Source organism: Streptomyces sp. NPDC029151 (assembly GCF_055564315.1).
Window position 1 is genome coordinate 670,618 of record NZ_JBVHWQ010000004.1, and the last position, 20,688, is coordinate 691,305.

Consider the following 20,688-nt stretch of genomic DNA (forward strand, 5'->3'; position numbering starts at 1 on the left):
GGGGACAACCCGGCCCACCGCCCTACCGTCTTCTCACCGGCGCCCGGTCACCGGGCCGGCCCGCCGAGCCTGGCCAGCTGTTCCGCGAAGGGCACCACGGTCTCCTCCGTTCCCCGCGGAGTCAGCGGCATCAGCGCGGCCAGCTCCCCCGCCGCCCGCTCGATCCGCTCGGCCAGTCCTTCCGCGCCCCAGTCCTCGGAGGCGGCGTACACCGCCGTCGGCACGACCACGGCCCGCAGGTAGGCGAACAGCGGCCGCAGCGCGTGCTCCAGCACGAGCGAGTGCCGTCCCGTGCCCCCGGTCGCCGCGATCAGCACCGGCTTCCCGGCCGGTGCGTCCCTGTCCAGCACGTCGAAGAAGGACTTGAACAGCCCGCTGTACGACGCGCTGAACACCGGCGTGACGACGATCAGCCCGTCGGCCGCCGCCACCGCGTCCTGCGCGGCGGCGAGACCCCTGCCCGGGAACCCGTTGGTGAGGTGGTGCGCGATCTCCACCGCGAGTTCCCGCAGCTCGACCACCTCGACGTCCACCGGCGTGTGCCGGCCGACCGCGGCGGCCAGCCGGTCGGCGAGCAGCCGGGTGGAGGACGGGACGCTCAGCCCCGCGGACACCACGACCAGCTTCATGCGGTCGTCCCGCGCACGGCCGTCCGCGCCGCCGTTGGCACGGTCGCTGCCGTTGACGCGCTCGCTCACGCGCTCGTTCATGCGCTCGTTCATGCGCTCGTTCATGCGCTCGTTCATACGGTGGCCGCCTCCTTCTCCTTCGCGGCGAGCAGGGACTGGTGGGTCGGTGCCTCCGGCACGTCCGCGGGACGCCCCTTGGCGAACTCCTCGCGCAGCACCGGCACGACCTCCTCGCCGAGCATGTCGAGCTGCTCCAGCACGGTCTTCAGCGGCAGTCCCGCGTGGTCCATGAGGAACAGCTGGCGCTGGTAGTCGCCGGCGTACTCGCGGAAGGACAGGGTCTTCTCGATCACCTGCTGCGGCGAGCCCACGGTCAGCGGGGTCTGCTCGGTGAAGTCCTCCAGCGAGGGTCCGTGGCCGTACACCGGCGCGTTGTCGAAGTACGGCCGGAACTCCCGCACCGCGTCCTGCGAGTTCCTGCGCATGAACACCTGGCCGCCCAGGCCGACGATCGCCTGCTCCGGGGTGCCGTGCCCGTAGTGGGCGTACCGCTTCCGGTAGAACTCCACCATCCGGCGGGTGTGGTCGGCGGGCCAGAAGATGTTGTTGTGGAAGAAGCCGTCGCCGTAGTACGCGGCCTGCTCGGCGATCTCCGGCGAGCGGATGGAGCCGTGCCAGACGAACGGCGGTACGTCGTCCAGCGGGCGCGGGGTGGAGGTGAAGCCCTGCAGCGGGGTGCGGAACTTGCCCTCCCAGTCGACGACGTCCTCGGTCCACAGCCGGCGCAGCAGGGCGTAGTTCTCGACGGCGAGGTTGATGCCTTCCCGGATGTCCTGGCCGAACCACGGATACACCGGCCCGGTGTTGCCGCGGCCCATCATCAGGTCCACGCGCCCGTCCGCCAGGTGCTGGAGCATCGCGTAGTCCTCCGCGATCTTCACCGGGTCGTTGGTGGTGATCAGCGTGGTGGAGGTGGAGAGGACCAGCTTCCGCGTCCGCGCGGCTATGTAACCGAGCATCGTGGTCGGCGACGACGGCACGAACGGCGGGTTGTGGTGCTCGCCGGTCGCGAAGACGTCCAGGCCGACCTCCTCGGCCTTGAGCGCGATGGCGACCATGGCCTTGATCCGCTCGCGCTCGGTCGGGGTCCGCCCCGTGGTGGGGTCCGGCGTGACGTCGCCGACCGTGAAGATCCCGAACTGCATGGTCGCTCACCCTCCAGGTTGTTGACCGTTCAACTATACCCCCGGAACGGCCCGCACTCCCCGGTTATTCCGGCCCCCCGCCAGGGGTCAGGGCACCAGCACCAGCCGCCCCCGCACCCCGCCCTCCGCCAGCCGGGCGTGCGCCCCGGCCGCCTCCTCCAGCGCGTAGGTCCCGGCCACCCGCAGGGTCAGCACCCCCTCGTCCACCAGCCGGACCAGCTCCGCCAGCCCCGCCCCGTCCGCGGCCACCTCCACGGCCCCCGTCCGCACCCCGCGCACCGGCCCGGGCTGCGCCCCCGGCCGCACCCCGACGTACGCACCCCCGTCCCGCACCCACTCCAGGGCCGCCCCGCCCAGCACCGCCGCGTCCAGCACCGCGTCCACGCTCCCCGGCGCGACCCCGTCCGACGTGAAGCGCGCGGCACCGAGCGAGCGCACCAGCCCCTCGTCGCCCGCCCGGGCGTGCCCGGTCACCTCCAGCCCCCGGTGCGCGGCCAGCTGCACGGCGAAGCCGCCGACCGCGCCCGCCGCCCCGGTCACCAGCAGGGACCCACCCGGCGCGAGATCCAGCAGATCCAGCGCCTGGAGCGCGGTCAGCCCGTTCAGCGGCAGGGTGCCCGCATGCACGGCGTCCACCGCGGCCGGCGCCTTCGCCGCCGCGTCCGCGGCCACGACGACGTACTCGGCGTGCGCCCCCAGCGGCTCGGCCACTCCCGGCACCAGCGCCACCACCGGGTCGCCGACCTGCCAGGCCGCGGCCGCCCCCACCGCGTCCACCGTCCCGGCGACGTCCCAGCCGAGGCCGAGCGTCTTGCCGGCCCCGCCGAAGAACCCCGCGCGCACCCCCGCGTCCACGGGGTTCAGCGCCCCCGCGGCCACCTTGATCCGCACCTGACGCGCCCCCGGCTCCGGCACCGGCACCTCCGCGATCTCCACCGCGTCCGGACCGCCGAACGTCCTCACCACCGCAGCACGCATGACAACTCCCCTGGATAACAAGCCAGTCGATGATTCCCGCGGCACCTTTCCGGCCGCACCACCAACCGTAGGAGAGCTACTATCCATCGGTAAGTAGTTACCTCGGAGTGCGTAGCCGACCCGGAGGAGAGCCATGGCCACCATGACCGCCGCCCAGCGCCGCGAACAGGCCCGCGCCGCCTACGACGCCTTCATCCGCGGCTGCCCCACCAACCAGCTCCTCGGACGCCTCAGCGACAAGTGGGTCAGCCTCGTCGTCTCCGCCCTGGCCCCCGGCCCCCTGCGCTACAGCGACCTCGGCCGCAAGATCGCCGGCGTCAGCCCCAAGATGCTCACCCAGACCCTGCGCGCCCTGGAACGGGACGGCATCATCAGCCGCACGGTCACCCCCTCCGTCCCGGTCCGCGTCGACTACGCCCTCACCCCGCTCGGCGCCAGCCTCGCCGGCCTGCTCACCGCGGTGAAGGACTGGGCCGAGACCCACTTCGACGAGGTCCGCACCGCCCGCGAACGCTACGACGCGGAGAACCCCGCCTAGAACGCCCCGAGAAGGCGTCAGAAGGCGTACGAGTCCCCCGTCGCCAGCACGAGCACCGCCATCCGGTCGTTCGTCCGGTCCCCGTCCGCCGCCCCCGCACTCCACGCCGTGTCGATCTCCAGCGTCAGCTCGGCAGGCCGCTCCCGCAGCCGCACCGGCACCCGCAGCCGCTCCCCCGCCGCGTCCACGGCCAGCGCCCCCGTCCCGCACACCACCGTCCGCGCGTCCTCCCGCGCACACCGGGCGGGCAGCTCCTGCGCGTCGGCCAGCTCCACCGACCAGCGCAGCCGGACCGTCGCGTCCGCGACCTCGTCGGGCCCGTTGTTGCGCGGGGTCAGCAGCACCTCCGCCCGGTCCCCCTCCAGCACCACGCTCCCGTGGAAGGCGAGATCGGCCCCCGGCGCCGGAGCGGCCACCGCGATCCCCGGCACCAGCACGGCACCGGCACACACCCCGGACAACACCCACGCCCGCATCCGCACGCCCTCACCACTCCTCGCTCACGCGCCGCACCGACGCGGGTACGACTGTCGTACGGATGTATGCCACGCGCGCCGCCCGTCAGGCGCCCTCCAACAGGTGACACCTCCCCCGCCTGAGAAGCTGGCCCCATGCCGGTCCTCCGTTCCGCCGCCCTCTTCGTCGTCGCCGCCCTCTTCGAGATCGGCGGCGCCTGGCTGGTCTGGCAGGGCGTCCGGGAACACCGCGGCGGGCTGTGGATCACCGGGGGCGTCCTCGCCCTCGGCGCGTACGGCTTCGTCGCCACCTTCCAGCCGGACGCCCACTTCGGCCGCATCCTCGCCGCCTACGGCGGGATCTTCGTGGCCGGCTCCCTGCTGTGGGGCGTCGTCGCCGACGGCTACCGCCCCGACCGCTGGGACATCGCCGGCGCGCTGATCTGCCTGGCCGGGATGGCCGTGATCATGTGGGCGCCGCGGAACGGCGGCTGAAGGTCACTTAGGCTGGACGGAACCCAGGTCGCACACCCCGACGCAGCCCCAGGAGCAGCCATGGCCACCGCCGCCCCGTCCGCCGCCTCCCGCATCGCCGTCGTCACCGGCGCGAGCAGCGGCATCGGCGCCGCCACGGCCCGGCAGCTCGCCGCGGCCGGCTACCGCGTCGTCCTCACCGCCCGCCGCAAGGACCGCATCGAGGCCCTCGCCGAGGAACTCACCCAGGCCGGCCACTCCGCCGTCGCCTACCAGCTGGACGTCACCGACCGCGCCGCCGTCGACGAGTTCGCCACCGCCTTCGAGACGATCGGCGTCCTCGTCAACAACGCGGGCGGCGCCCTCGGCGCCGACCCGGTCGCCACCGGCGACCCCGCCGACTGGCGCACGATGTACGAGACCAACGTCATCGGCACTCTGAACCTGACCCAGGCCCTGCTGCCCAAGCTGGTCGCGAGCGGCGACGGCGTCGTCGTGGTCGTCTCCTCCACCGCCGGCCACGGCACCTACGAGGGCGGCGCCGGCTACGTCGCCGCCAAGCACGGCGCCCACGTCCTCGCCGAGACCCTCCGCCTGGAGATCGTCGGCCAGCCCGTCCGCGTGATCGAGATCGCTCCCGGCATGGTCCGGACGGAGGAGTTCGCCCTCACCCGCTTCGGCGGCGACCAGGAGAAGGCGGAGAAGGTCTACCAGGGCGTCGCCGAACCCCTCACCGCCGACGACGTCGCCGAGACCATCACCTGGGCGGTGACCCGCCCCAGCCACGTCAACGTCGACCTCCTGGTCCTGCGCCCGCGCGCCCAGGCGTCCAACACGAAGGTGCACCGGGAACAGCGGTGAACGCCCAGGACTCCCCGGATTCCCCGGAGAAGCGGCGCCTGGCCCAGGAGACCAAGGACGAACGCCAGGTCTGGTACTTCCTGGCCTACTTCCTGTTCGGCATCCACATCGTCGCGTTCATCATGATCTACGCGGTACGGCACGCGAAGTAGCACCTAGGCGAACGCCGGCAGGTGGCGCGCGACCCACGCCGAGAACGGCGCCGCCGGCCGGCCCAGCACCGCCTGCACGTCCGAGCCGACCCGCTGCTCGGCGGGCAGCGGGTCGCCGAGCACGTCCAGCGTGCCCGCGACGACCTGCTCCGGCATCGACCGGGCCATCCCCGCGTGCGCCTCCGCACGCGACAGCTCCACGAACCCCACCTGCTCGCCGAGGGCCGCCGAGATCACCTCGGTCTGCCGACGGGGGCTGATCAGCTCCGGCCCGGTCAGCTCGTACACCCGTCCCGCGTGCCCGTCCTCGCGCAACGCGGCGGCGGCCACGGCGGCGACGTCCGCCGGGTCGACCACGGGCAGCGCGACCTCGCCGAAGGGCGCGTGGACGGTACGCCGGGCCCGGACGGACCCGGCCCAGGCGAACGCGTTGGACGCGAACCCCGCCGGCCGCAGCACGGTGAACTCCCGCCCGGACGCCCGCACCGCCCGCTCGAACCCCCGCAGCCGGTCGTGCGAGGACGCGTCGGGCCGGGTGCCGGCGACCTGCGAGGACACGAGCACGATCCGCTCGGCCCCGGCGTCCACGACCGCCTCCACCAGCACGTCCGGCGCCTCCCCCCGGAAGTTCAGCTCCCCTCCCAGCACCAGGAACACCGCCCGCGCCCCTTCGAGGGCGGGCCGCAGACTCCCCGCATCCCCCACCCCGCCCCGCGCCCACCGCACACCGGCCGGGCCCTCCCCCGCCCGCTCTCCGCGCGAGACGGCCACGACCTCCTCACCGCTCCCGGCGAGCAACCGCACCAGCACCCGACCGATGTTCCCGGTGGCACCCGTCACGACGATCATCAGAACCCCCTGATTGAGTTAGTCGACTAACTAACAACGACGACACTACCACCCCACCCCGCCTGCCTATAGTCAGTCAGGTGACGAACTCAGTGGATCGGCGGGCACAAGCGTCGCAGAAGCGCCGACGACTCACGGCGGCGGCCGCCCGGGTCCTGCACGCACAGGGCATCGAACGCACCACGCTCGCCGACATCGCCCGCGAGGCCGGCGTCCCGGTGGGAAACGTCTACTACTACTTCAAGACGAAGGACGAGCTCGTCCAGGCCGCCCTCGCGGAACACCGGGCCCACCTCGACGAACTCACCGGCACCCTCGACCGGCTACCGGACCCGCGTGAGCGCCTCAAGGCCCTGGTCGAAGCCTGGGTGTCCCAGCGCGAAACGGCCGCCCGCCACGGCTGCCCCACCGGCACCCTGGCCGTCGAACTCGGCAAACGCGCGGACGGCACCCTCGACGCGGAGGCCGGCGCGGTGATCCGCCGCCTGCTGGACTGGACGGCCGCCCAGTTCCGCGAACTCGGCCACCCCGCCCCCGACGACCTGGCCCTCACCCTCGTCTCCGCCTACCAGGGCATGTCCCTCCTGACCAACGCCCTGCGCGACCCGTCCGTCATGACCCGCGAGGGAGACCGCCTGGTGCGGTGGCTGGACTCGCTGTCACCACAGCCGCTGTGAGCACGCGAGGGGCGCGACGAGTGTCCGTCGCGCCCCTCACCGTGCCTAACCCTTGACGCAGACGACCTGCTTCAGCTTCGCCACGACCTGCACCAGGTCCCGCTGCTGGTCGATGACCTGGTCGATCGACTTGTAGGCGCCCGGGATCTCGTCCACGACGCCGGAGTCCTTGCGGCACTCCACGCCCCGGGTCTGCTCTTCCAGGTCCTGGGTCGAGAAGCGCCGCTTGGCCGCGTTGCGGCTCATCCGCCGGCCGGCGCCGTGCGAGGCCGAGTTGAAGGACAGCTCGTTGCCGAGGCCCTTCACGATGTACGACCCCGTGCCCATCGAGCCCGGGATGATCCCGTACTCGCCGGAGCCGGCCCGGATCGCGCCCTTGCGGGTGACGAGCAGGTCCATGCCCTCGTACCGCTCCTCCGCCACGTAGTTGTGGTGGCAGGAGATCTCCGGCTCGAAGGTCGGCCTGGCCTTCTTGAACTCCTTGCGGATCACGTCCTTCAGGAGCGCCATCATGAGCGTACGGTTGTACTTGGCGTACTCCTGCGCCCAGAACAGGTCGTTGCGGTAGGCCGCCATCTGCGGGGTGTCCGAGACGAAGACCGCGAGGTCACGGTCGACCAGGCCCTGGTTGTGCGGGAGCTTCTGAGCCACGCCGATGTGGTGCTCGGCGAGTTCCTTGCCGATGTTGCGGGAGCCGGAGTGGAGCATCAGCCACACGGAACCGTCCGTATCCGTGCACACCTCGACAAAGTGGTTCCCACTTCCGAGCGTGCCCATCTGCTTCCAGGCGCGTTCCTGACGGAATTTGACCGCCTCCGCAACCCCGTCGAACCGCCCCCAGAACTCGTCCCACCCGGCCGTCGCCAGCCCGTGGAAGTCCCCCGGCTCCACGGGCTCCTCGTGCATCCCCCGCCCCACCGGGATCGCCTGCTCGATCTTCGACCGCAGCCGGGACAGGTCCCCGGGGAGATCGTTCGCCGTCAGGGACGTCTTCACCGCCGACATCCCGCAGCCGATGTCCACCCCGACCGCCGCCGGGCACACCGCGCCCCGCATGGCGATGACCGAGCCGACCGTCGCGCCCTTCCCGTAGTGGACGTCCGGCATCACGGCCAGGCCCTCGATCCACGGCAGGGTGGCCACGTTCTGGAGCTGGCGCAGGGCCACGTCCTCGACCGTCGCCGGGTCCGTCCACATCCGGATCGGGACCTTGGCGCCCGGCATCTCCACGTACGACATGTGTTCCTCATTCCCCCGGAAGCAACAACAAAAGGCTTGAAAGCAGCAAAACGCAAAAACGGCGCCAAGGTCGATGAAAAGGACAAGGGACCGGCGTCCACGGCGGTGCGTGCGATACACATTGTCTCCGGGGACCGCCCCGCTGCGGCAAGCGATTAACCAGCGGGGACACTGGAGCACCGAGCAAGCGGACACCAGCGAGCACACCGTCGAGAGGAGCCCGACCGTGCAGCGGAAGGCGTACGTAACCGGCACCGCCGCCCTCCTCGCGGCGCTGCTGGCCGGCTGCACGAGCGGGTCCGGGGACGACGGTCCGACGGACAACGCCAACCCGGGCGACGCCGGAACGGCGACGGTCGCCGCCCAGCCGGGGAAGTACAGCACGCTCCCCGAGCCCTGTGGCGCGGTCGGCCACGACGCCCTGGACGGGCTGCTGCCGGGCATCCAGCAGATCACCGACCCGGTCCAGCGGGACAAGGCCTACCGGGGCGAGGCCGCTCTCACCTACGACACCGACCGCAAGGTCGGCTGCCGCTGGAAGGTCGAGTCGACCGACGCCACGGACCGTCTGTCCGTCGATTTCGAGCGTGTGGTGTCGTACGACAACGCGGTCAGCGACGACGACGAGGCGCAGCGGCTGTTCGAGGAGAAGCAGACGGCCGCGGATCTCCCGGAGCCGGCCGGCTCGTCGGCTCCGCCGCAGGCCACACCCAGTGCGTCCGCGTCCTCGAAGGGCTCCGCGGGCAAGGCCGGTGCCTCCGCCGCCGGGACCGAACCGTCCTCGGACGCGTCGTCGCCGGCGGGGTCGGCGGAGCCGGGGGGCTCGTCCGCGTCCTCGTCGGGCGTCGCGCCCGCCGATCTCCAGCCCCGCGTGCTCTCCGACCTCGGTGACGAGGCGTATCTGGACGACCAGCTGAACTCGTCGGGTTCGACGGCCGAACAGCGGACGGTGACTGTGGTGTTCCGCACGTCCAACGTCGTCGTCACGATCCAGTACGAGGAGCAGCCGATGGCCACGGGAGCGGTCCCGGACAGCAAGGAAATGCAGGACAGGGCCCGTGATCTGGCTTCGCGGCTGGACGACGCGCTGGGCGGCTGACGTCCCGGCCGGCCCCACCCGCCCCTGCCGGTGAAGCGCGAGAACGGAATCCGCACGGCTCCTCCACCGCGTACCGTGGCCCCGCAGGAACCCGCACGAACACCGAGCGTCATGAGTGAAGGAACCATGCAGCGAGCAGCCCAGCGAGACGTCCGTGCCCGGCGAGCCATGGGAGGCGGGGGAGCCAGGCGCCTTCGCCGCGCTCTTGTCTGCGCGGCGGCCGTCCCGGCGGTCCTGATCACGGCCGCCTGCTCCTCCGACTCCGGCGATTCCAAGGCCAAGTCCGGTGCGGAGAGCGCTTCGTCGGCGACCAGCGGTGGCAGCACGCAGCCGTCGGCGAGCGCGTCCCCGACGGTGCGGGCGGCGGCGTACCGGAAGCTTCCCGATCCGTGCGGGGTGCTGTCGAAGGGCACGCTGTCTGATCTCGTTCCCAAGGGCGCCGGGTCGGGGAAGAAGGGCGGCTCGGACGATCTGTCGGCGCGTGGCTCGTGTGCCTGGAACAGTCTGGACAACAACGGTGTGAAGGGCTCCCAGTTCCGCTGGCTGAACGTCTCGTTGCTCCGCTTCGACTCGGACGCCACGCGCGGCTCCGCCGACGACCAGGCGCACGCGTACTACGGGCAGCAGGTCAAGGACGCGCAGTCGGTGGACGGTGCGAAGAACACCAAGGTGGTGCCGCTGTCCGGTACGGGCGCGGAGGCGTCGGCGGTGCGGTACGACCTGAAGAAGAAGGAAGGCCTCTTCAAGCAGCAGACGGTGGTGGCCCGGGTGGAGAACGTCGTCGTGACGCTCGACTACAACGGTGCCGGTCTCGCGGGCGAGAAGACCCCTGACGCCGACGATCTGACGAAGGCGGCGGAGAAGGCGCTCAAGGAAGTGGTGGCGGCGGTGTCGTCGGCCAACGGGTCGGGCGGATCGGGGACTTCGTCGTCCTCGTCGCCGAAGCCGTCGAAGTCGTCGAAGCCGTCTTCCGGGTCCTCGTCGTCGCCGTCCGGGTCGGCCTCGTCCAGCGCGTCCCCCTCCAAGTCGGCCGCGAAGAAGAGCTGACCGGACGGCCGTGGCGGCCGACCGGCACCACGTTCGCCGCACACGTGTGCCACTCTGTTGCGCGCAACATCACGCAAGGGGAGGGGAGTGCGAGTGGCCGCGCCACTGCAGCTGACTCGGATGCACCGCGTGCTCATCGGCGTGGTCGTGACCGGCGCGCTGATCATCGCCGGCATCGGCTTCGCCGGTTCGTACGCGGCCGTCCGTGAGCTGGCCATCAAGAAGGGCTTCGGGAACTTCTCCTACGTGTTCCCGGTGGGCATCGACGCGGGCATCTGTGTGCTGCTCGCCCTGGATCTGCTGTTGACGTGGATCCGTATCCCCTTCCCGTTGCTCCGCCAGACGGCGTGGCTGCTGACGGCGGCGACGATCGCCTTCAACGGTGCCGCCGCCTGGCCGGATCCGCTGGGTGTGGGGATGCACGCGGTGATCCCAGTGCTGTTCGTCGTGGCGGTGGAGGCGGCCCGTCACGCGGTCGGCCGCATCGCCGACATCACGGCCGACAAGCACATGGAGGGGGTGCGTCTCACCCGCTGGCTGCTCTCTCCGGTGCCCACGTTCCTGCTGTGGCGTCGTATGAAGCTGTGGGAGCTCCGTTCCTACGACCAGGTCATCAAGCTGGAGCAGGAACGTCTCGTCTACCAGGCGCGGCTGCGCTCCCGTTTCGGCCGGGCGTGGCGCAGGAAGGCTCCGGTGGAGTCGCTGATGCCGCTGAGGCTGGCTCGGTACGGCGTGCCGCTGGCGGAGACGGCTCCGGCGGGCCTGGCGGCGGCGGGCATCGAGGCGACCTTGGTCCCCGCCGTCGCCGCGAGCGCCCCCACCGCGGCGGCGGTCCCCGCCCCGCGGCCGGCGGCACCGCACGGCGAGGCGCGCCCCGAGCTCCCCCGCCAGCACCCGGGCCCGTCGGAGGAGCCCCAGGCGGACGAGCAGAGCCCCTGGTTCCAGGCTCCGCGCGAGGTGGAGTACCACGGCGGCTACGACCCCACCTACGATCCGATGCTCCAGGAGCCGCAGTACGCCCCGGAGGAGCAGTACGAGGACTGGTACGAGGACCAGCCGCCGGAGCAGTTCCAGCAGCCGTCCCCGGAGGAGACCGGCAGCTTCCCCATCCCGGTGGGTCCGAACCGTACACGCGAACTGGGCGAAGGCGGCGGTGGTCCCGTGGCGGAGCCGACGGAGGAGGACTTCTACCTGGTGTTCCGGAAGTCGATCGACGGCAGTTATCCGACCGCCGGTCAGTTCAGGGACGACGTGGAGGCGACCTTCGGCGTGGCGCTGCCGAAGGGGGAGGCGGAGCGGATGGTCAATCGTTTCACCAACCGCCACACCGCGGAACTGCAGGAGGACCACATCGCGTGACGGTGTGAACGACCAAAGGAAGGGGCCCTCCGCCGCTGCGGAGGGCCCCTTCTTCCGTCACCGCTCGTGCGTCAGGCGCCGAGCAGCTTGCGCACCCTGTCCTGGCCCACGGCCAGCAGCAGCGTGGGCAGCCGGGGGCCGGTGTCGCGGCCGACCAGCAGGTGGTACAGCAGGGCGAAGAACGTCCGCTGGGCCGTCTTGATCTCGGGCGGCAGTTCCTTGGGCGTGGCGTCGGCGGGGAAGCCGGCCTGGACCTTGGGCACGCCGTACACGAGGTGGGTGAGGCCGTCGAGGGACCAGTGGTCGGCGAGACCGTCGAGGAGCAGGCGTACGGACTGCTGGGACGCCTCGTCGAGGGACTTCAGCAGGTCGACGTCGGGTTCGTCGCGCACGATGGTCCGCTGGTCGGCGGGGACGTGCGTGTTGATCCACGCCTCGGCGCGGTCGTAGCGCGGCCGTACCTCGTCGAGGGAGCCGAGCGGCTGCTCGGGGTCGAGTTCGGAGAGGATCCGCAGGGCCTGGTCCTCGTGGCCGGCGGTGATGTCGGCGACGGAGGCGAGGGTGCGGTAGGGCAGCGGACGGGGGGTCTTCGGCAGCTCGCCGGCGGCGGTTCCGACGGCACGCGTGTACGCGGCCAGGTCGCCGGGCAGGGCGGAGCCGTCGGCGACCTTGGCGGCGAGCTTGTCCCACTCGTCGTAGAGGCGCTGGATCTCCTGGTCGAAGGCGATCTTGAAGGACTGGTTGGGCCTGCGGCGGGCGTAGAGCCACCGCAGGAGCTGCGGCTCCATGATCTTCAGTGCGTCGGCCGGGGTGGGCACGCCACCGCGGGAGGAGGACATCTTGGCCATGCCGGAGATGCCGACGAACGCGTACATGGGGCCGATGGGCTGCTTGCCGCCGAAGATGCCGACGATCTGGCCGCCGACCTGGAACGAGGAGCCGGGCGAGGAGTGGTCGACGCCGCTCGGCTCGAAGATCACGCCCTCGTACGCCCAGCGCATCGGCCAGTCGACCTTCCAGACCAGCTTGCCGCGGTTGAACTCGCTGAGCCGGACGGTCTCCGCGAAGGCGCACTCGTCGCAGGTGTAGGCCAGCTCGGTGGTGTCGTCGTCGTAGGAGGTGACGGTGGTCAGGTCCTTGCCGCAGGCGCCGCAGTACGGCTTGTAGGGGAAGTACCCGGCGGCGCCGGAGCTGCCGTCGTCCTCGGACGCGGCGCCGGAGCCCTCCTCGGCCTCCAGCTCGGCCTCGTCCAGCGGCTTCTGCTGCTTCTTGGGCGCGGCCTTCTTGGTGCGGTACTGGGCGAGGATCGCGTCGATGTCGTTCCGGTGCCTCATGGCGTGCAGGATCTGCTCGCGGTAGGCGCCGGAGGTGTACTGCTCGGTCTGGCTGATCCCGTCGAACTCGACGCCCAGCTCGGCGAGCGACTCGATCATCGCGGCCTTGAAGTGCTCGGCCCAGTTGGGGTGCGACGATCCGCGCGGTGCCGGGACGGAGGTCAGCGGCTTGCCGATGTGCTCGGCCCACGACTCGTCGATGCCGGCGACGCCGGCCGGGACCTTGCGGTAGCGGTCGTAGTCGTCCCAGGAGATCAGGTGCCGGACCTGGTGGCCGCGGCGGCGGATCTCGTCGGCGACGAGGTGCGGGGTCATGACCTCGCGGAGGTTCCCGAGGTGGATCGGGCCGGAGGGTGAGAGTCCGGACGCGACGACGACCGGTTTGCCCGGGGCCCGGCGCTCCGACTCCTCGATGACCTCATCCGCGAAACGGGAGACCCAGTCGGTGGTCTCGGTGCTCTGAGCCACGATCGGCACGTCCTTCTTTCTGAACGGGGTGACACTCCATTCTCACAGACCGGATCGCGCCCGGGAAAACGGCTTTACCCCCCGTGGGATACTGGGCGGGTCTATCCATCCCCACGAGGAGAACGGCACCCATTCCTATGGCCTCGGTCACGTCCCTCAGCGACAACGTCCAGCAGCACCTCGCGTCCGCTCTCTCGGCCACCCTGCCGGAGGCCGCCGGCGCGGACCCGCTGCTGCGACGAAGCGACCGGGCCGACTTCCAGGCCAACGGCATCCTGGCCCTGGCCAAGAAGGCGAAGGCGAACCCCCGGGAGCTGGCCACGCAGGTCGTCTCCCGGGTGGCGACGGGTGACGTGATCAAGGACGTCGAGGTCTCCGGCCCCGGCTTCCTCAACATCACGGTCGCGGACCGGGCGATCACCGGGAACCTGGCCGCGCGGTACGCGGACGAGACGGGCCGCCTCGGCGTGCCGCACGCCGAGCGGTCGGGCACGACGGTGATCGACTACGCCCAGCCGAACGTGGCGAAGGAGATGCACGTCGGGCACCTGCGGTCCGCGGTGATCGGTGACTCCGTCGTCCAGCTGCTGGAGTTCACCGGTGAGAACGTCGTCCGGCGGCACCACATCGGCGACTGGGGCACCCAGTTCGGCATGCTGATCCAGTACCTGGACGAGCACCCGCACGAGCTGGACCACAAGCGGTCCGAGGTGAGCGGCGAGGAGGCGATGTCGAACCTCGACCGCCTCTACAAGGCCGCGCGGAAGCTGTTCGACTCCGACGAGGAGTTCAAGACGCGGGCGCGCCGCCGGGTGGTCGACCTCCAGGCGGGGGACCCGGCCACGCTCGCGACGTGGCAGAAGTTCGTGGACGAGTCGAAGATCTACTTCTTCTCCGTCTTCGAGAAGCTGGACATGGAGATCCGGGATGCGGACATCGTCGGCGAGTCCGGTTACAACGACATGCTGGCGGAGACCTGCCGCCTCCTGGAGGAGTCGGGTGTCGCGGTCCGCTCGGAGGGCGCCCTGTGCGTCTTCTTCGACGACATCAAGGGCCCGGACGGCAACCCCGTCCCGCTGATCGTGCAGAAGTCGGACGGCGGCTACGGCTACGCGGCCACCGACCTCTCCGCGATCCGCGACCGCGTCTTCAACCTGAAGGCGGACACCCTGCTGTACGTGGTGGACGCCCGGCAGGCCCTGCACTTCCGGATGGTCTTCGAGACCGCCCGCCGGGCCGGCTGGCTGAACGAGGACGTGACGGCGGTGCAGCTGGCCTTCGGCACGGTCCTCGGCAAGGACGGCAAGCCGTTCAAGACGCGTGCGGGCGAGACGGTCCGTCTGGTCGACCTGCTGGACGAGGCGATCGACCGCGCCTCGGCGGTGGTCCGGGAGAAGGCGCAGGACCTGTCCGAGGAGGAGATCGCCGAGCGCGGCGCCCAGGTGGGCATCGGCGCGGTGAAGTACGCGGACCTGTCGACGTCGGCGAACCGGGACTACAAGTTCGACCTGGACCAGATGGTCTCGCTGAACGGCGACACGTCCGTCTACCTCCAGTACGCCTACGCCCGTATCCAGTCGATCCTGCGCAAGGCGGGCGAGGTCCGTCCGGCGGCCCACCCGGAGCTGGAGCTGGCCGACGCCGAGCGCGCCCTGGGCCTCCACCTGGACTCCTTCGCGGAGACGGTCCGGGAGGCGGCCACGGAGTACGCCCCGCACAAGCTGGCGGCGTACCTGTACCAGCTGGCGTCGCTGTACACGTCGTTCTACGACAAGTGCCCGGTCCTGAAGGCCGGGTCGCCCGAGCAGGTGGAGAACCGCCTGTTCCTGTGCGACGTGACGGCCCGCACGCTGCACCAGGGCATGGCCCTGCTGGGCATCCGCACGCCCGAGAAGCTCTGACCGGGCACGGAACGACGCCGGCGGCCCGCCCTCACTCCGGGGGCGGGCCGTCGGCCGTCTGCGCGGCGAGGAGTTCCCGCGCGCGGCGCACGAAGGCCTCCCGTACGGCGTCCGGGCCCAGGACCCGCAAGGGCGTGGCGAGGCCCAGCAGGTAGCGGGCGAGGCCGTCCGCGTCCGGACCGCCGATGTCCACGACGGTGGCGTCCGGTCCGTCGGCGCGGTGGGTGCCGACGGTGGCGGGCACGACCCGCAGGGCGTCCGCCAGGGGCAGCGGCAGCCGGATGCTGGCCGACATCGGGTAGGGGCCGTTCGCGGTGTTGCGGGAGACGAGCCGCGCCGGGTCCGGCGGGTCGGTGATCTCCACCGGCCGGCCGGTGGGCTGGAGCCGCTCGACCCGGTCCGCGCGGAAGGTGCGCCAGCCCCGGTCCACGTCCCGGGCGACGAAGTACCAGCGCCGTCCGGTGTGCACGAGCCGGTAGGGGTCGACGTCCCGCACCGTGTTCCGGCCCTGCCCGTCGCGGTACGACAGCCGGCTGCGTTCGCCGCGCCGGCAGGCGGCGGCCAGTTCCAGCAGCACGCCGGGCCGCAGCCGGGGCGCGTCGGGCCAGGGCAGCCGGACCAGGGCGTCGTCCCACTCCCCCAGGCGCTCGGCGATCCGGGGCGGCAGCACCTGCCGCAGTTTCAGCAGCGCGGACAGCGCGGCCTGGTCCCCGCCGAGTCCTCCGCCGAATGCGGCCTCCCGCAGTCCCACGGCCACGGCCAGCGCCTCCTCGTCGTCCAGGATCAGCGGCGGCACGCGCGAGCCGGCCCGCAGCCGGTAACCGCCCCAGGGGCCGGGGTCGGAGTCGACGGTGTAGCCCAGCTCCCTCAGCCTGGCGACGTCCCGCCGCACGGTGCGGTCGGTGACGGCCATCCGTTCGGCCAGCTCGGCGCAGGTCCAGGAGGGCCGGGCGGCGAGCAGCGCGAGCAGACGCAGCAGACGGGCGGACGCGCTCAGCACGGCGGAAGTCTTCCACACCGGCCGCACGACCAGGACCGTTCCTGTCCGGGTCATGTCCTACGGTCGTCCCCATGAGCACAGACACCGCTTCCGCACCCCTGTTCCGCTACGCCGCCGTCACCTTCGACTGCGCCGACCCGGTCGAACTGTCCCGGTTCTACGGCGAGATGTTCGGCCTGTCCGTCGCCTTCTCCTCCGACGACTTCGTCTTCCTCGGCGGCAAGGACGGCACGGCGGGCCTGGGCTTCAACCGCCTCGCCGACTACCGCCGTCCCACCTGGCCGGACCCCGCCCAGGAGAAGCAGGCCCACATCGAGGTGGGCGTGGACGACCTGGACGAGGCCGAGGCCCACCTGCTGACCCTGGGCGCGACCAAGCCGGAGTCCCAGCCGCAGCCGGACCGGTGGCGGGTGCTGCTGGACCCGGCGGGCCACCCGTTCTGCATCACCACGCTGGTCTGACCCGCGGACGGCCGGCCGACCCCCCTCGTCGTCAACGAACCGGCAGGTCAAGGGCGTTGTCAGTGGCCGGCCCTACAGTCACGGGTATGGCGACTCTTCCCAACCCGCTGCCCAGGCTGGCCACCGACCCCAGTGGGCGTTCCCTGGGGCTTCGGCTGCCGCCCGGCAGGCTCGTGGACGAAACGGACGAGGGGCACTGGCACGAACCGCTGCTGTGGCATGCGGAGAAGGTGTCCGCGCCCGGCACCTGGCAGGCGCTGGGCGCGCCTGCGGCCCGGGCCGGGCTGGTGCCGGTGCTGGTGGACCTGGCCGGTTGCCGGTCCGGGATCGAGGACTGGGCACTGGCGCCCGGGGATGCCTCGTATCCGGGGGACCACGACGTAGAGGAGATCCTCGCGGAGTACTGGCAGGAGGAGACGGGCGGTCAGCTCACCGCCGAGAGCGAACCGTTCGGGCCCGAGTGGCCCGGGCTCGCGTCCGCCGGTGTGCTGTCCGCCGACCCGGGGAGCCGTGCCGCGCAGATCGCCGACGCACTGCACAGCGACCGGGGCATGTGGGCCGAGCGGATCGAGGAACCGCATCTGGCGCTGGTGCCGGCCCGTCGATCCGCCGACATACCGGCGGCGATCGGCTGGACGGGTTCGCTGAACTACGAGGCGGACGTGGGGCGGATCAGCGCGGTGCTGCGGTCGTGGGAGGACCGATTCGGTGTCCGGGTCGTGGCGCTCGGCCCGGACGCCCTGGTGGTGTCCGTGGCGGCGCCGCCCGGCACCCTGGCCGACGCCGAGACGCTGGCCGCCGAGCACTACGCCCTGTGCCCGGACGCCGTGGTGCAGAGCGGTCCGGGGAGCGTGGAGACGTACGCCAAGGAGCTGGTGGGGGCGACCAGTTGGTTCCTCTGGTGGGACTGACCCGGTCGCCGCGGCCCAACCCGCGACGGTCATACTGGCGGGGCATCCCAGGATGCACGACCATCATCAGACCTTATGAAAACGGGGAAACTTGCCTACTTTGAAACGACTCGGGAACCGTCTGGCGGGACCGGTCGCCGGTGCCGCCCTCTGCCTGGCACTGACCGCGTCGGCGGCCGGTGTCGCCTCGGCCGACACCGGAACGGCGCTGGAGACCGCGCCGCGTCCCGCCGCCGCTCCGGTGGCCCCCTTCGGCTCCCCGGTCATCGACGCCATGAACTGGTTCGTGTCCCACAAGGGCGACACCTCCTACCACGGCCGCTGCGAGTACGCGGTGGCGTCGGCCTGGAAGCGTCACATCGTCCACTACTCAGCCAAGGCACACTGGCAGTCCGACGACGACGGAGCCCGGCACACGACGGGTACTCCGCCCATCGGGGCCTTCGTGTTCTGGAAGACGGCAAGCCCCTACTGGCACGTGGGCCTGTCGGACGGCAGGGGCGGCGTGTGGATGACGGACGCCGCGTCCAACGGCGCGATCGGCTTCAAGTCGAACTACAAGACCGCGATCAGCGGCACGTACCTGGGCTGGAAGCCCGGCAGCCCGTGATCCGACGCGGGCCGGGCCACCGATAGGGCCGTCCGTCCCTTGGTGAGGGGCCTGCCGGTCGGCGCGGTGGCGTCGTGCCGGCAGGCCCCTCACCTGTGAAGGCGTTGCCCTCCGGTGGTGAGGTCAGTGTGCGTGGCGCAGCTTCCGGGCCGCCTCGGTGGCCCAGTAGGTGAGGATGTTGCGCGCGCCGGCCCGCTTGATGCCGGTGAGGGTCTCGAAGATCGCCTGGTCCCGGTCGATCCAGCCCTTCTCGGCGGCGGCCTCGACCATCGCGTACTCGCCGGAGATCTGGTAGGCGGCGACGGGCACGTCCACGGCGTCCGCGACCCGGGCGAGGATGTCGAGGTAGGGGCCGGCCGGCTTGACCATGACCATGTCGGCGCCCTCGGCCAGGTCCAGCTCCAGCTCCCGCAGGGATTCGCGCCAGTTGGCGGGGTCCTGCTGGTAGGTCTTGCGGTCGCCCTTGAGGGAGGAGGCGACGGCCTCGCGGAAGGGGCCGAAGAACGCGGAGGAGTACTTGACGGTGTAGGCGAGGATCGCGACGTCCTCGCGGCCGATCTGGTCGAGCGCGTCGCGGATGACGCCGATCTGACCGTCCATCATGCCGCTTGGGCCGACGACGTGGGCACCGGCGTCGGCCTGCACCTGCGCCATCTCGGCGTACCGCTCCAGGGTGGCGTCGTTGTCGACGCGGCCCTCGGCGTCCAGCACCCCGCAGTGCCCGTGGTCGGTGAACTCGTCCAGGCACAGGTCGGACATGACGAGCAGGTCGTCGCCGACCTCGGCGCGGACGTCCCGCAGGGCGACCTGGAGGATCCCGTCCGGGTCGGTGCCGGCCGTGCCCTGGGCGTCCTTCTTCCCGTCCTCCGGCACGCCGAACAGCATGATCCCGGAGACCCCGGCCTCCGCGGCCTCCAGCGCGGCCTTCTTCAGGCTGTCCCGGGTGTGCTGCACGACCCCGGGCATCGCCCCGATCGGCACCGGCTCGCTGACGCCCTCCCGGACGAACGCCGGAAGGATGAAGTCGGCGGGGTGCAGCCGGGTCTCGGCGACCATGCGGCGCATGACGGGGGTGGTGCGCAGCCGTCGGGGACGCGTACCGGGAAAGGATCCGTACTTCGTCATGCCCTCTACGCTACGCCCGCCCGACCCATGCCTTTGCCGACGCGGAGTCGGACGGGAAGGGTGGTCCGGGATCACCCGGGGCAGCCGCTGGATGCACCCGTTTCGCGCGACGTCGCGCGCGCGGTCACCTAGCTTGGTAGCGCTTGCGCTGAGGGGGAGGCGTGCCCGTGGTGAAGGGCCGTCGCCGGAGGGAGTGGGCGGATGATCTCGGAGTCGCTGATGGCGTTGGCCTCGGCTGGGGGCGCGTCAATGGTGCAGGCGGCCGGCACGGATGGGTGGAACGCGATCCGGGATCGCGCCGCGCGCCTGATGGCCCGGGGGAGCCACGAGAGTGAGGAATCGGAGAGGCGACGTCTGGACCGGGCCGCGGCAGCCCTGGCGGACGGCCCGGGCGGGGAAGCGGCGCGCGGCCAGGCCGCTGCCTGGCAGGCTGGGTTCGTGGTTCTGCTGACCCGGCTGGAGGCCGCCGAGCTGCACGCCGCGGTCGCGGAACTTCGTGCGCTGATCGACAGCGGGCCTCTCACTCCACCCGACGCCCCAGCCCCCTTCGCGGGCAGTACCTTCCACGGTCCGACCGCGATTCAGACGGGCGACAACAATCGTCAGGACAATCACTTCGGCCACAGCGGATGACCGCACCGCAGCGCGACGACCATGGCCGCAGTAGCCCCCAGCACAGTGAATTCCACGGTCCGGCTGCCGTGCAGGACGGGAACAACAGCGTCCAGAACAACCACTTCCACGCTCCGGGCAAGCGCACCGTGGCCTTTCCGTGGGGTGCTGTTGTCACGTCGGTGAAGAACGGCCTCGTCACTCTGATCGTGGTGGGAATCCTCGGCGGTGGAGCCTGGGCGGCCTACGACCACGTGCAGAAGAAGAACCAGAAGACCAACGCGAAACACGCAGGCTGTTCCCAGGCACTGCACGCCTCATATCAAGGCGGAGTTCCCGTATCACTGCTGAACCCCGATGACGTGTCGGTCAAGAGGTACGTCGAACAACTGGAAGAGGCGGCTCGGACCGTGGGCGATTCCGAGATTGCCAGGGCGATTCGGTACACGATCCAGGATGTCGAGGCGGCCCGGCAGGCCTACCACCGAGGCGATGAGGCCGCCCTGTCGGACGCACGACGGAAAGAATTCAGGGACCGGGAGGAGTGGTGGTCTCCTTGCTGGGATGTCGCAGGATGGTCGTGACCTGTGCGCAACCCCACCGGCCCCCGCCTCGCCCTCTCCCCCACCGCCTGGGCGACCTTCCTGCCGTACGCCTCCGGGCACTGACGGCGGCACGGAACGCCGCAGGGGTGCCCGGGCAGA

General features: G+C 71.4%; 23 protein-coding genes. 14 read left to right on the forward strand and 9 right to left on the reverse strand.

From position 1 onward, the window contains the following. Positions 1 to 47: 47 nt before the first annotated feature. The 3 genes from ACZ4VF_RS19645 to ACZ4VF_RS19655 form a co-directional block, all read right to left on the reverse strand. Positions 48 to 629: an FMN reductase gene (locus tag ACZ4VF_RS19645; protein ID WP_467927388.1), complete on the reverse strand. Its 582-nt coding sequence runs from the start codon at positions 627 to 629 to the stop codon at positions 48 to 50. Positions 630 to 742: 113 nt separating this feature from the next. Beyond that, complete coding sequence (locus ACZ4VF_RS19650) at positions 743 to 1,834, reverse strand: LLM class flavin-dependent oxidoreductase (protein ID WP_467927301.1); 1,092 nt, start codon at positions 1,832 to 1,834, stop codon at positions 743 to 745. A gap of 87 nt (positions 1,835 to 1,921) precedes the next feature. Further along, the gene (locus tag ACZ4VF_RS19655; protein WP_467927302.1) at positions 1,922 to 2,812 is read right to left on the reverse strand and encodes an NADP-dependent oxidoreductase; all 891 of its coding nucleotides are present in this window, start codon (positions 2,810 to 2,812) and stop codon (positions 1,922 to 1,924) included. A gap of 133 nt (positions 2,813 to 2,945) precedes the next feature. On the opposite strand from ACZ4VF_RS19655, the gene ACZ4VF_RS19660 reads away from it, so the two are divergent. Continuing rightward, positions 2,946 to 3,350 (forward strand): winged helix-turn-helix transcriptional regulator, encoded by a 405-nt coding sequence (locus ACZ4VF_RS19660; RefSeq protein ID WP_467927304.1) that lies wholly within the window; start codon positions 2,946 to 2,948, stop codon positions 3,348 to 3,350. A 17-nt stretch (positions 3,351 to 3,367) separates the two neighbouring features. Here the strand turns inward: ACZ4VF_RS19660 and ACZ4VF_RS19665 are convergent, their stop codons facing one another. Beyond that, on the reverse strand, positions 3,368 to 3,826 hold the full coding sequence (locus tag ACZ4VF_RS19665) for a hypothetical protein (RefSeq protein WP_467927389.1): 459 nt from the start codon (positions 3,824 to 3,826) through the stop codon (positions 3,368 to 3,370). Positions 3,827 to 3,961: 135 nt separating this feature from the next. On the opposite strand from ACZ4VF_RS19665, the gene ACZ4VF_RS19670 reads away from it, so the two are divergent. Genes ACZ4VF_RS19670 through ACZ4VF_RS19680 form a run of 3 tightly spaced genes read left to right on the forward strand, consistent with a single transcriptional unit; the run spans position 3,962 to position 5,292 of the window. Then, positions 3,962 to 4,300 (forward strand): YnfA family protein, encoded by a 339-nt coding sequence (locus ACZ4VF_RS19670; RefSeq protein WP_467927305.1) that lies wholly within the window; start codon positions 3,962 to 3,964, stop codon positions 4,298 to 4,300. 60 nt (positions 4,301 to 4,360) lie between these two features. After that, positions 4,361 to 5,140: an SDR family NAD(P)-dependent oxidoreductase gene (locus ACZ4VF_RS19675; RefSeq protein ID WP_467927306.1), complete on the forward strand. Its 780-nt coding sequence runs from the start codon at positions 4,361 to 4,363 to the stop codon at positions 5,138 to 5,140. Continuing rightward, a complete protein-coding gene (locus ACZ4VF_RS19680; RefSeq protein WP_467927308.1) occupies positions 5,137 to 5,292 on the forward strand; it encodes a hypothetical protein in 156 nt (51 codons plus the stop codon). Before ACZ4VF_RS19675 ends, ACZ4VF_RS19680 begins: the two co-directional genes overlap by 4 nt. 3 nt (positions 5,293 to 5,295) lie before the next feature. Here the strand turns inward: ACZ4VF_RS19680 and ACZ4VF_RS19685 are convergent, their stop codons facing one another. Beyond that, on the reverse strand, positions 5,296 to 6,141 hold the full coding sequence (locus tag ACZ4VF_RS19685) for an SDR family oxidoreductase (RefSeq protein WP_467927310.1): 846 nt from the start codon (positions 6,139 to 6,141) through the stop codon (positions 5,296 to 5,298). Positions 6,142 to 6,221: 80 nt separating this feature from the next. Between ACZ4VF_RS19685 and ACZ4VF_RS19690 the strand changes: the two genes are divergently transcribed. Beyond that, a complete protein-coding gene (locus ACZ4VF_RS19690; RefSeq protein ID WP_467927311.1) occupies positions 6,222 to 6,818 on the forward strand; it encodes a TetR/AcrR family transcriptional regulator in 597 nt (198 codons plus the stop codon). A gap of 45 nt (positions 6,819 to 6,863) precedes the next feature. Here ACZ4VF_RS19690 and ACZ4VF_RS19695 read toward each other — a convergent pair whose 3' ends face one another. Continuing rightward, positions 6,864 to 8,057, reverse strand: a complete 1,194-nt coding sequence (locus ACZ4VF_RS19695) for an RtcB family protein (protein ID WP_467927313.1) — start codon at positions 8,055 to 8,057, stop codon at positions 6,864 to 6,866. Between the two features lie 226 nt (positions 8,058 to 8,283). Here ACZ4VF_RS19695 and ACZ4VF_RS19700 point away from each other — a divergent pair, with 226 nt between their 5' ends. The 3 genes from ACZ4VF_RS19700 (at position 8,284) to ACZ4VF_RS19710 (ending at position 11,562) form a co-directional block, all read left to right on the forward strand. Continuing rightward, the gene (locus tag ACZ4VF_RS19700; protein WP_467927314.1) at positions 8,284 to 9,156 is read left to right on the forward strand and encodes a DUF3558 domain-containing protein; all 873 of its coding nucleotides are present in this window, start codon (positions 8,284 to 8,286) and stop codon (positions 9,154 to 9,156) included. A 126-nt stretch (positions 9,157 to 9,282) separates the two neighbouring features. After that, a complete protein-coding gene (locus ACZ4VF_RS19705; RefSeq protein ID WP_467927315.1) occupies positions 9,283 to 10,203 on the forward strand; it encodes a DUF3558 domain-containing protein in 921 nt (306 codons plus the stop codon). Positions 10,204 to 10,323: 120 nt separating this feature from the next. Beyond that, on the forward strand, positions 10,324 to 11,562 hold the full coding sequence (locus ACZ4VF_RS19710) for a DUF2637 domain-containing protein (RefSeq protein WP_467927390.1): 1,239 nt from the start codon (positions 10,324 to 10,326) through the stop codon (positions 11,560 to 11,562). Between the two features lie 71 nt (positions 11,563 to 11,633). Here the strand turns inward: ACZ4VF_RS19710 and lysS are convergent, their stop codons facing one another. Beyond that, positions 11,634 to 13,373: a lysine--tRNA ligase gene (gene lysS, locus ACZ4VF_RS19715; protein WP_467927317.1), complete on the reverse strand. Its 1,740-nt coding sequence runs from the start codon at positions 13,371 to 13,373 to the stop codon at positions 11,634 to 11,636. Between the two features lie 128 nt (positions 13,374 to 13,501). Here lysS and argS point away from each other — a divergent pair, with 128 nt between their 5' ends. Beyond that, positions 13,502 to 15,265 (forward strand): arginine--tRNA ligase, encoded by a 1,764-nt coding sequence (gene argS, locus ACZ4VF_RS19720; protein WP_467927318.1) that lies wholly within the window; start codon positions 13,502 to 13,504, stop codon positions 15,263 to 15,265. Positions 15,266 to 15,296: 31 nt separating this feature from the next. On the opposite strand, the gene ACZ4VF_RS19725 is transcribed toward argS, so the two are convergent. Further along, a complete protein-coding gene (locus tag ACZ4VF_RS19725; protein ID WP_467927319.1) occupies positions 15,297 to 16,319 on the reverse strand; it encodes a helix-turn-helix transcriptional regulator in 1,023 nt (340 codons plus the stop codon). 17 nt (positions 16,320 to 16,336) lie between these two features. Here ACZ4VF_RS19725 and ACZ4VF_RS19730 point away from each other — a divergent pair, with 17 nt between their 5' ends. From ACZ4VF_RS19730 to ACZ4VF_RS19740, 3 genes are all read left to right on the forward strand, one after another. After that, the gene (locus ACZ4VF_RS19730) at positions 16,337 to 16,726 is read left to right on the forward strand and encodes a VOC family protein (RefSeq protein ID WP_467927320.1); all 390 of its coding nucleotides are present in this window, start codon (positions 16,337 to 16,339) and stop codon (positions 16,724 to 16,726) included. 86 nt (positions 16,727 to 16,812) lie between these two features. Then, positions 16,813 to 17,637, forward strand: coding sequence for a DUF4253 domain-containing protein (locus tag ACZ4VF_RS19735; protein WP_467927322.1), 825 nt, complete (start codon positions 16,813 to 16,815; stop codon positions 17,635 to 17,637). Between the two features lie 100 nt (positions 17,638 to 17,737). Next, complete coding sequence (locus ACZ4VF_RS19740; protein ID WP_467927323.1) at positions 17,738 to 18,247, forward strand: hypothetical protein; 510 nt, start codon at positions 17,738 to 17,740, stop codon at positions 18,245 to 18,247. Between the two features lie 123 nt (positions 18,248 to 18,370). On the opposite strand, the gene hemB is transcribed toward ACZ4VF_RS19740, so the two are convergent. After that, positions 18,371 to 19,372 carry a porphobilinogen synthase gene (hemB, locus tag ACZ4VF_RS19745; protein ID WP_467927324.1) on the reverse strand — a complete coding sequence of 334 codons (1,002 nt, stop codon included), beginning with the start codon at positions 19,370 to 19,372 and terminating at the stop codon, positions 18,371 to 18,373. Between the two features lie 201 nt (positions 19,373 to 19,573). Here hemB and ACZ4VF_RS19750 point away from each other — a divergent pair, with 201 nt between their 5' ends. Beyond that, positions 19,574 to 20,005, forward strand: coding sequence for a hypothetical protein (locus ACZ4VF_RS19750; RefSeq protein WP_467927325.1), 432 nt, complete (start codon positions 19,574 to 19,576; stop codon positions 20,003 to 20,005). Then, positions 20,002 to 20,568, forward strand: coding sequence for a hypothetical protein (locus ACZ4VF_RS19755; protein WP_467927326.1), 567 nt, complete (start codon positions 20,002 to 20,004; stop codon positions 20,566 to 20,568). The genes ACZ4VF_RS19750 and ACZ4VF_RS19755 overlap by 4 nt, the downstream gene beginning before the upstream one ends. The last annotated feature ends 120 nt before the right edge of the window (positions 20,569 to 20,688 follow it).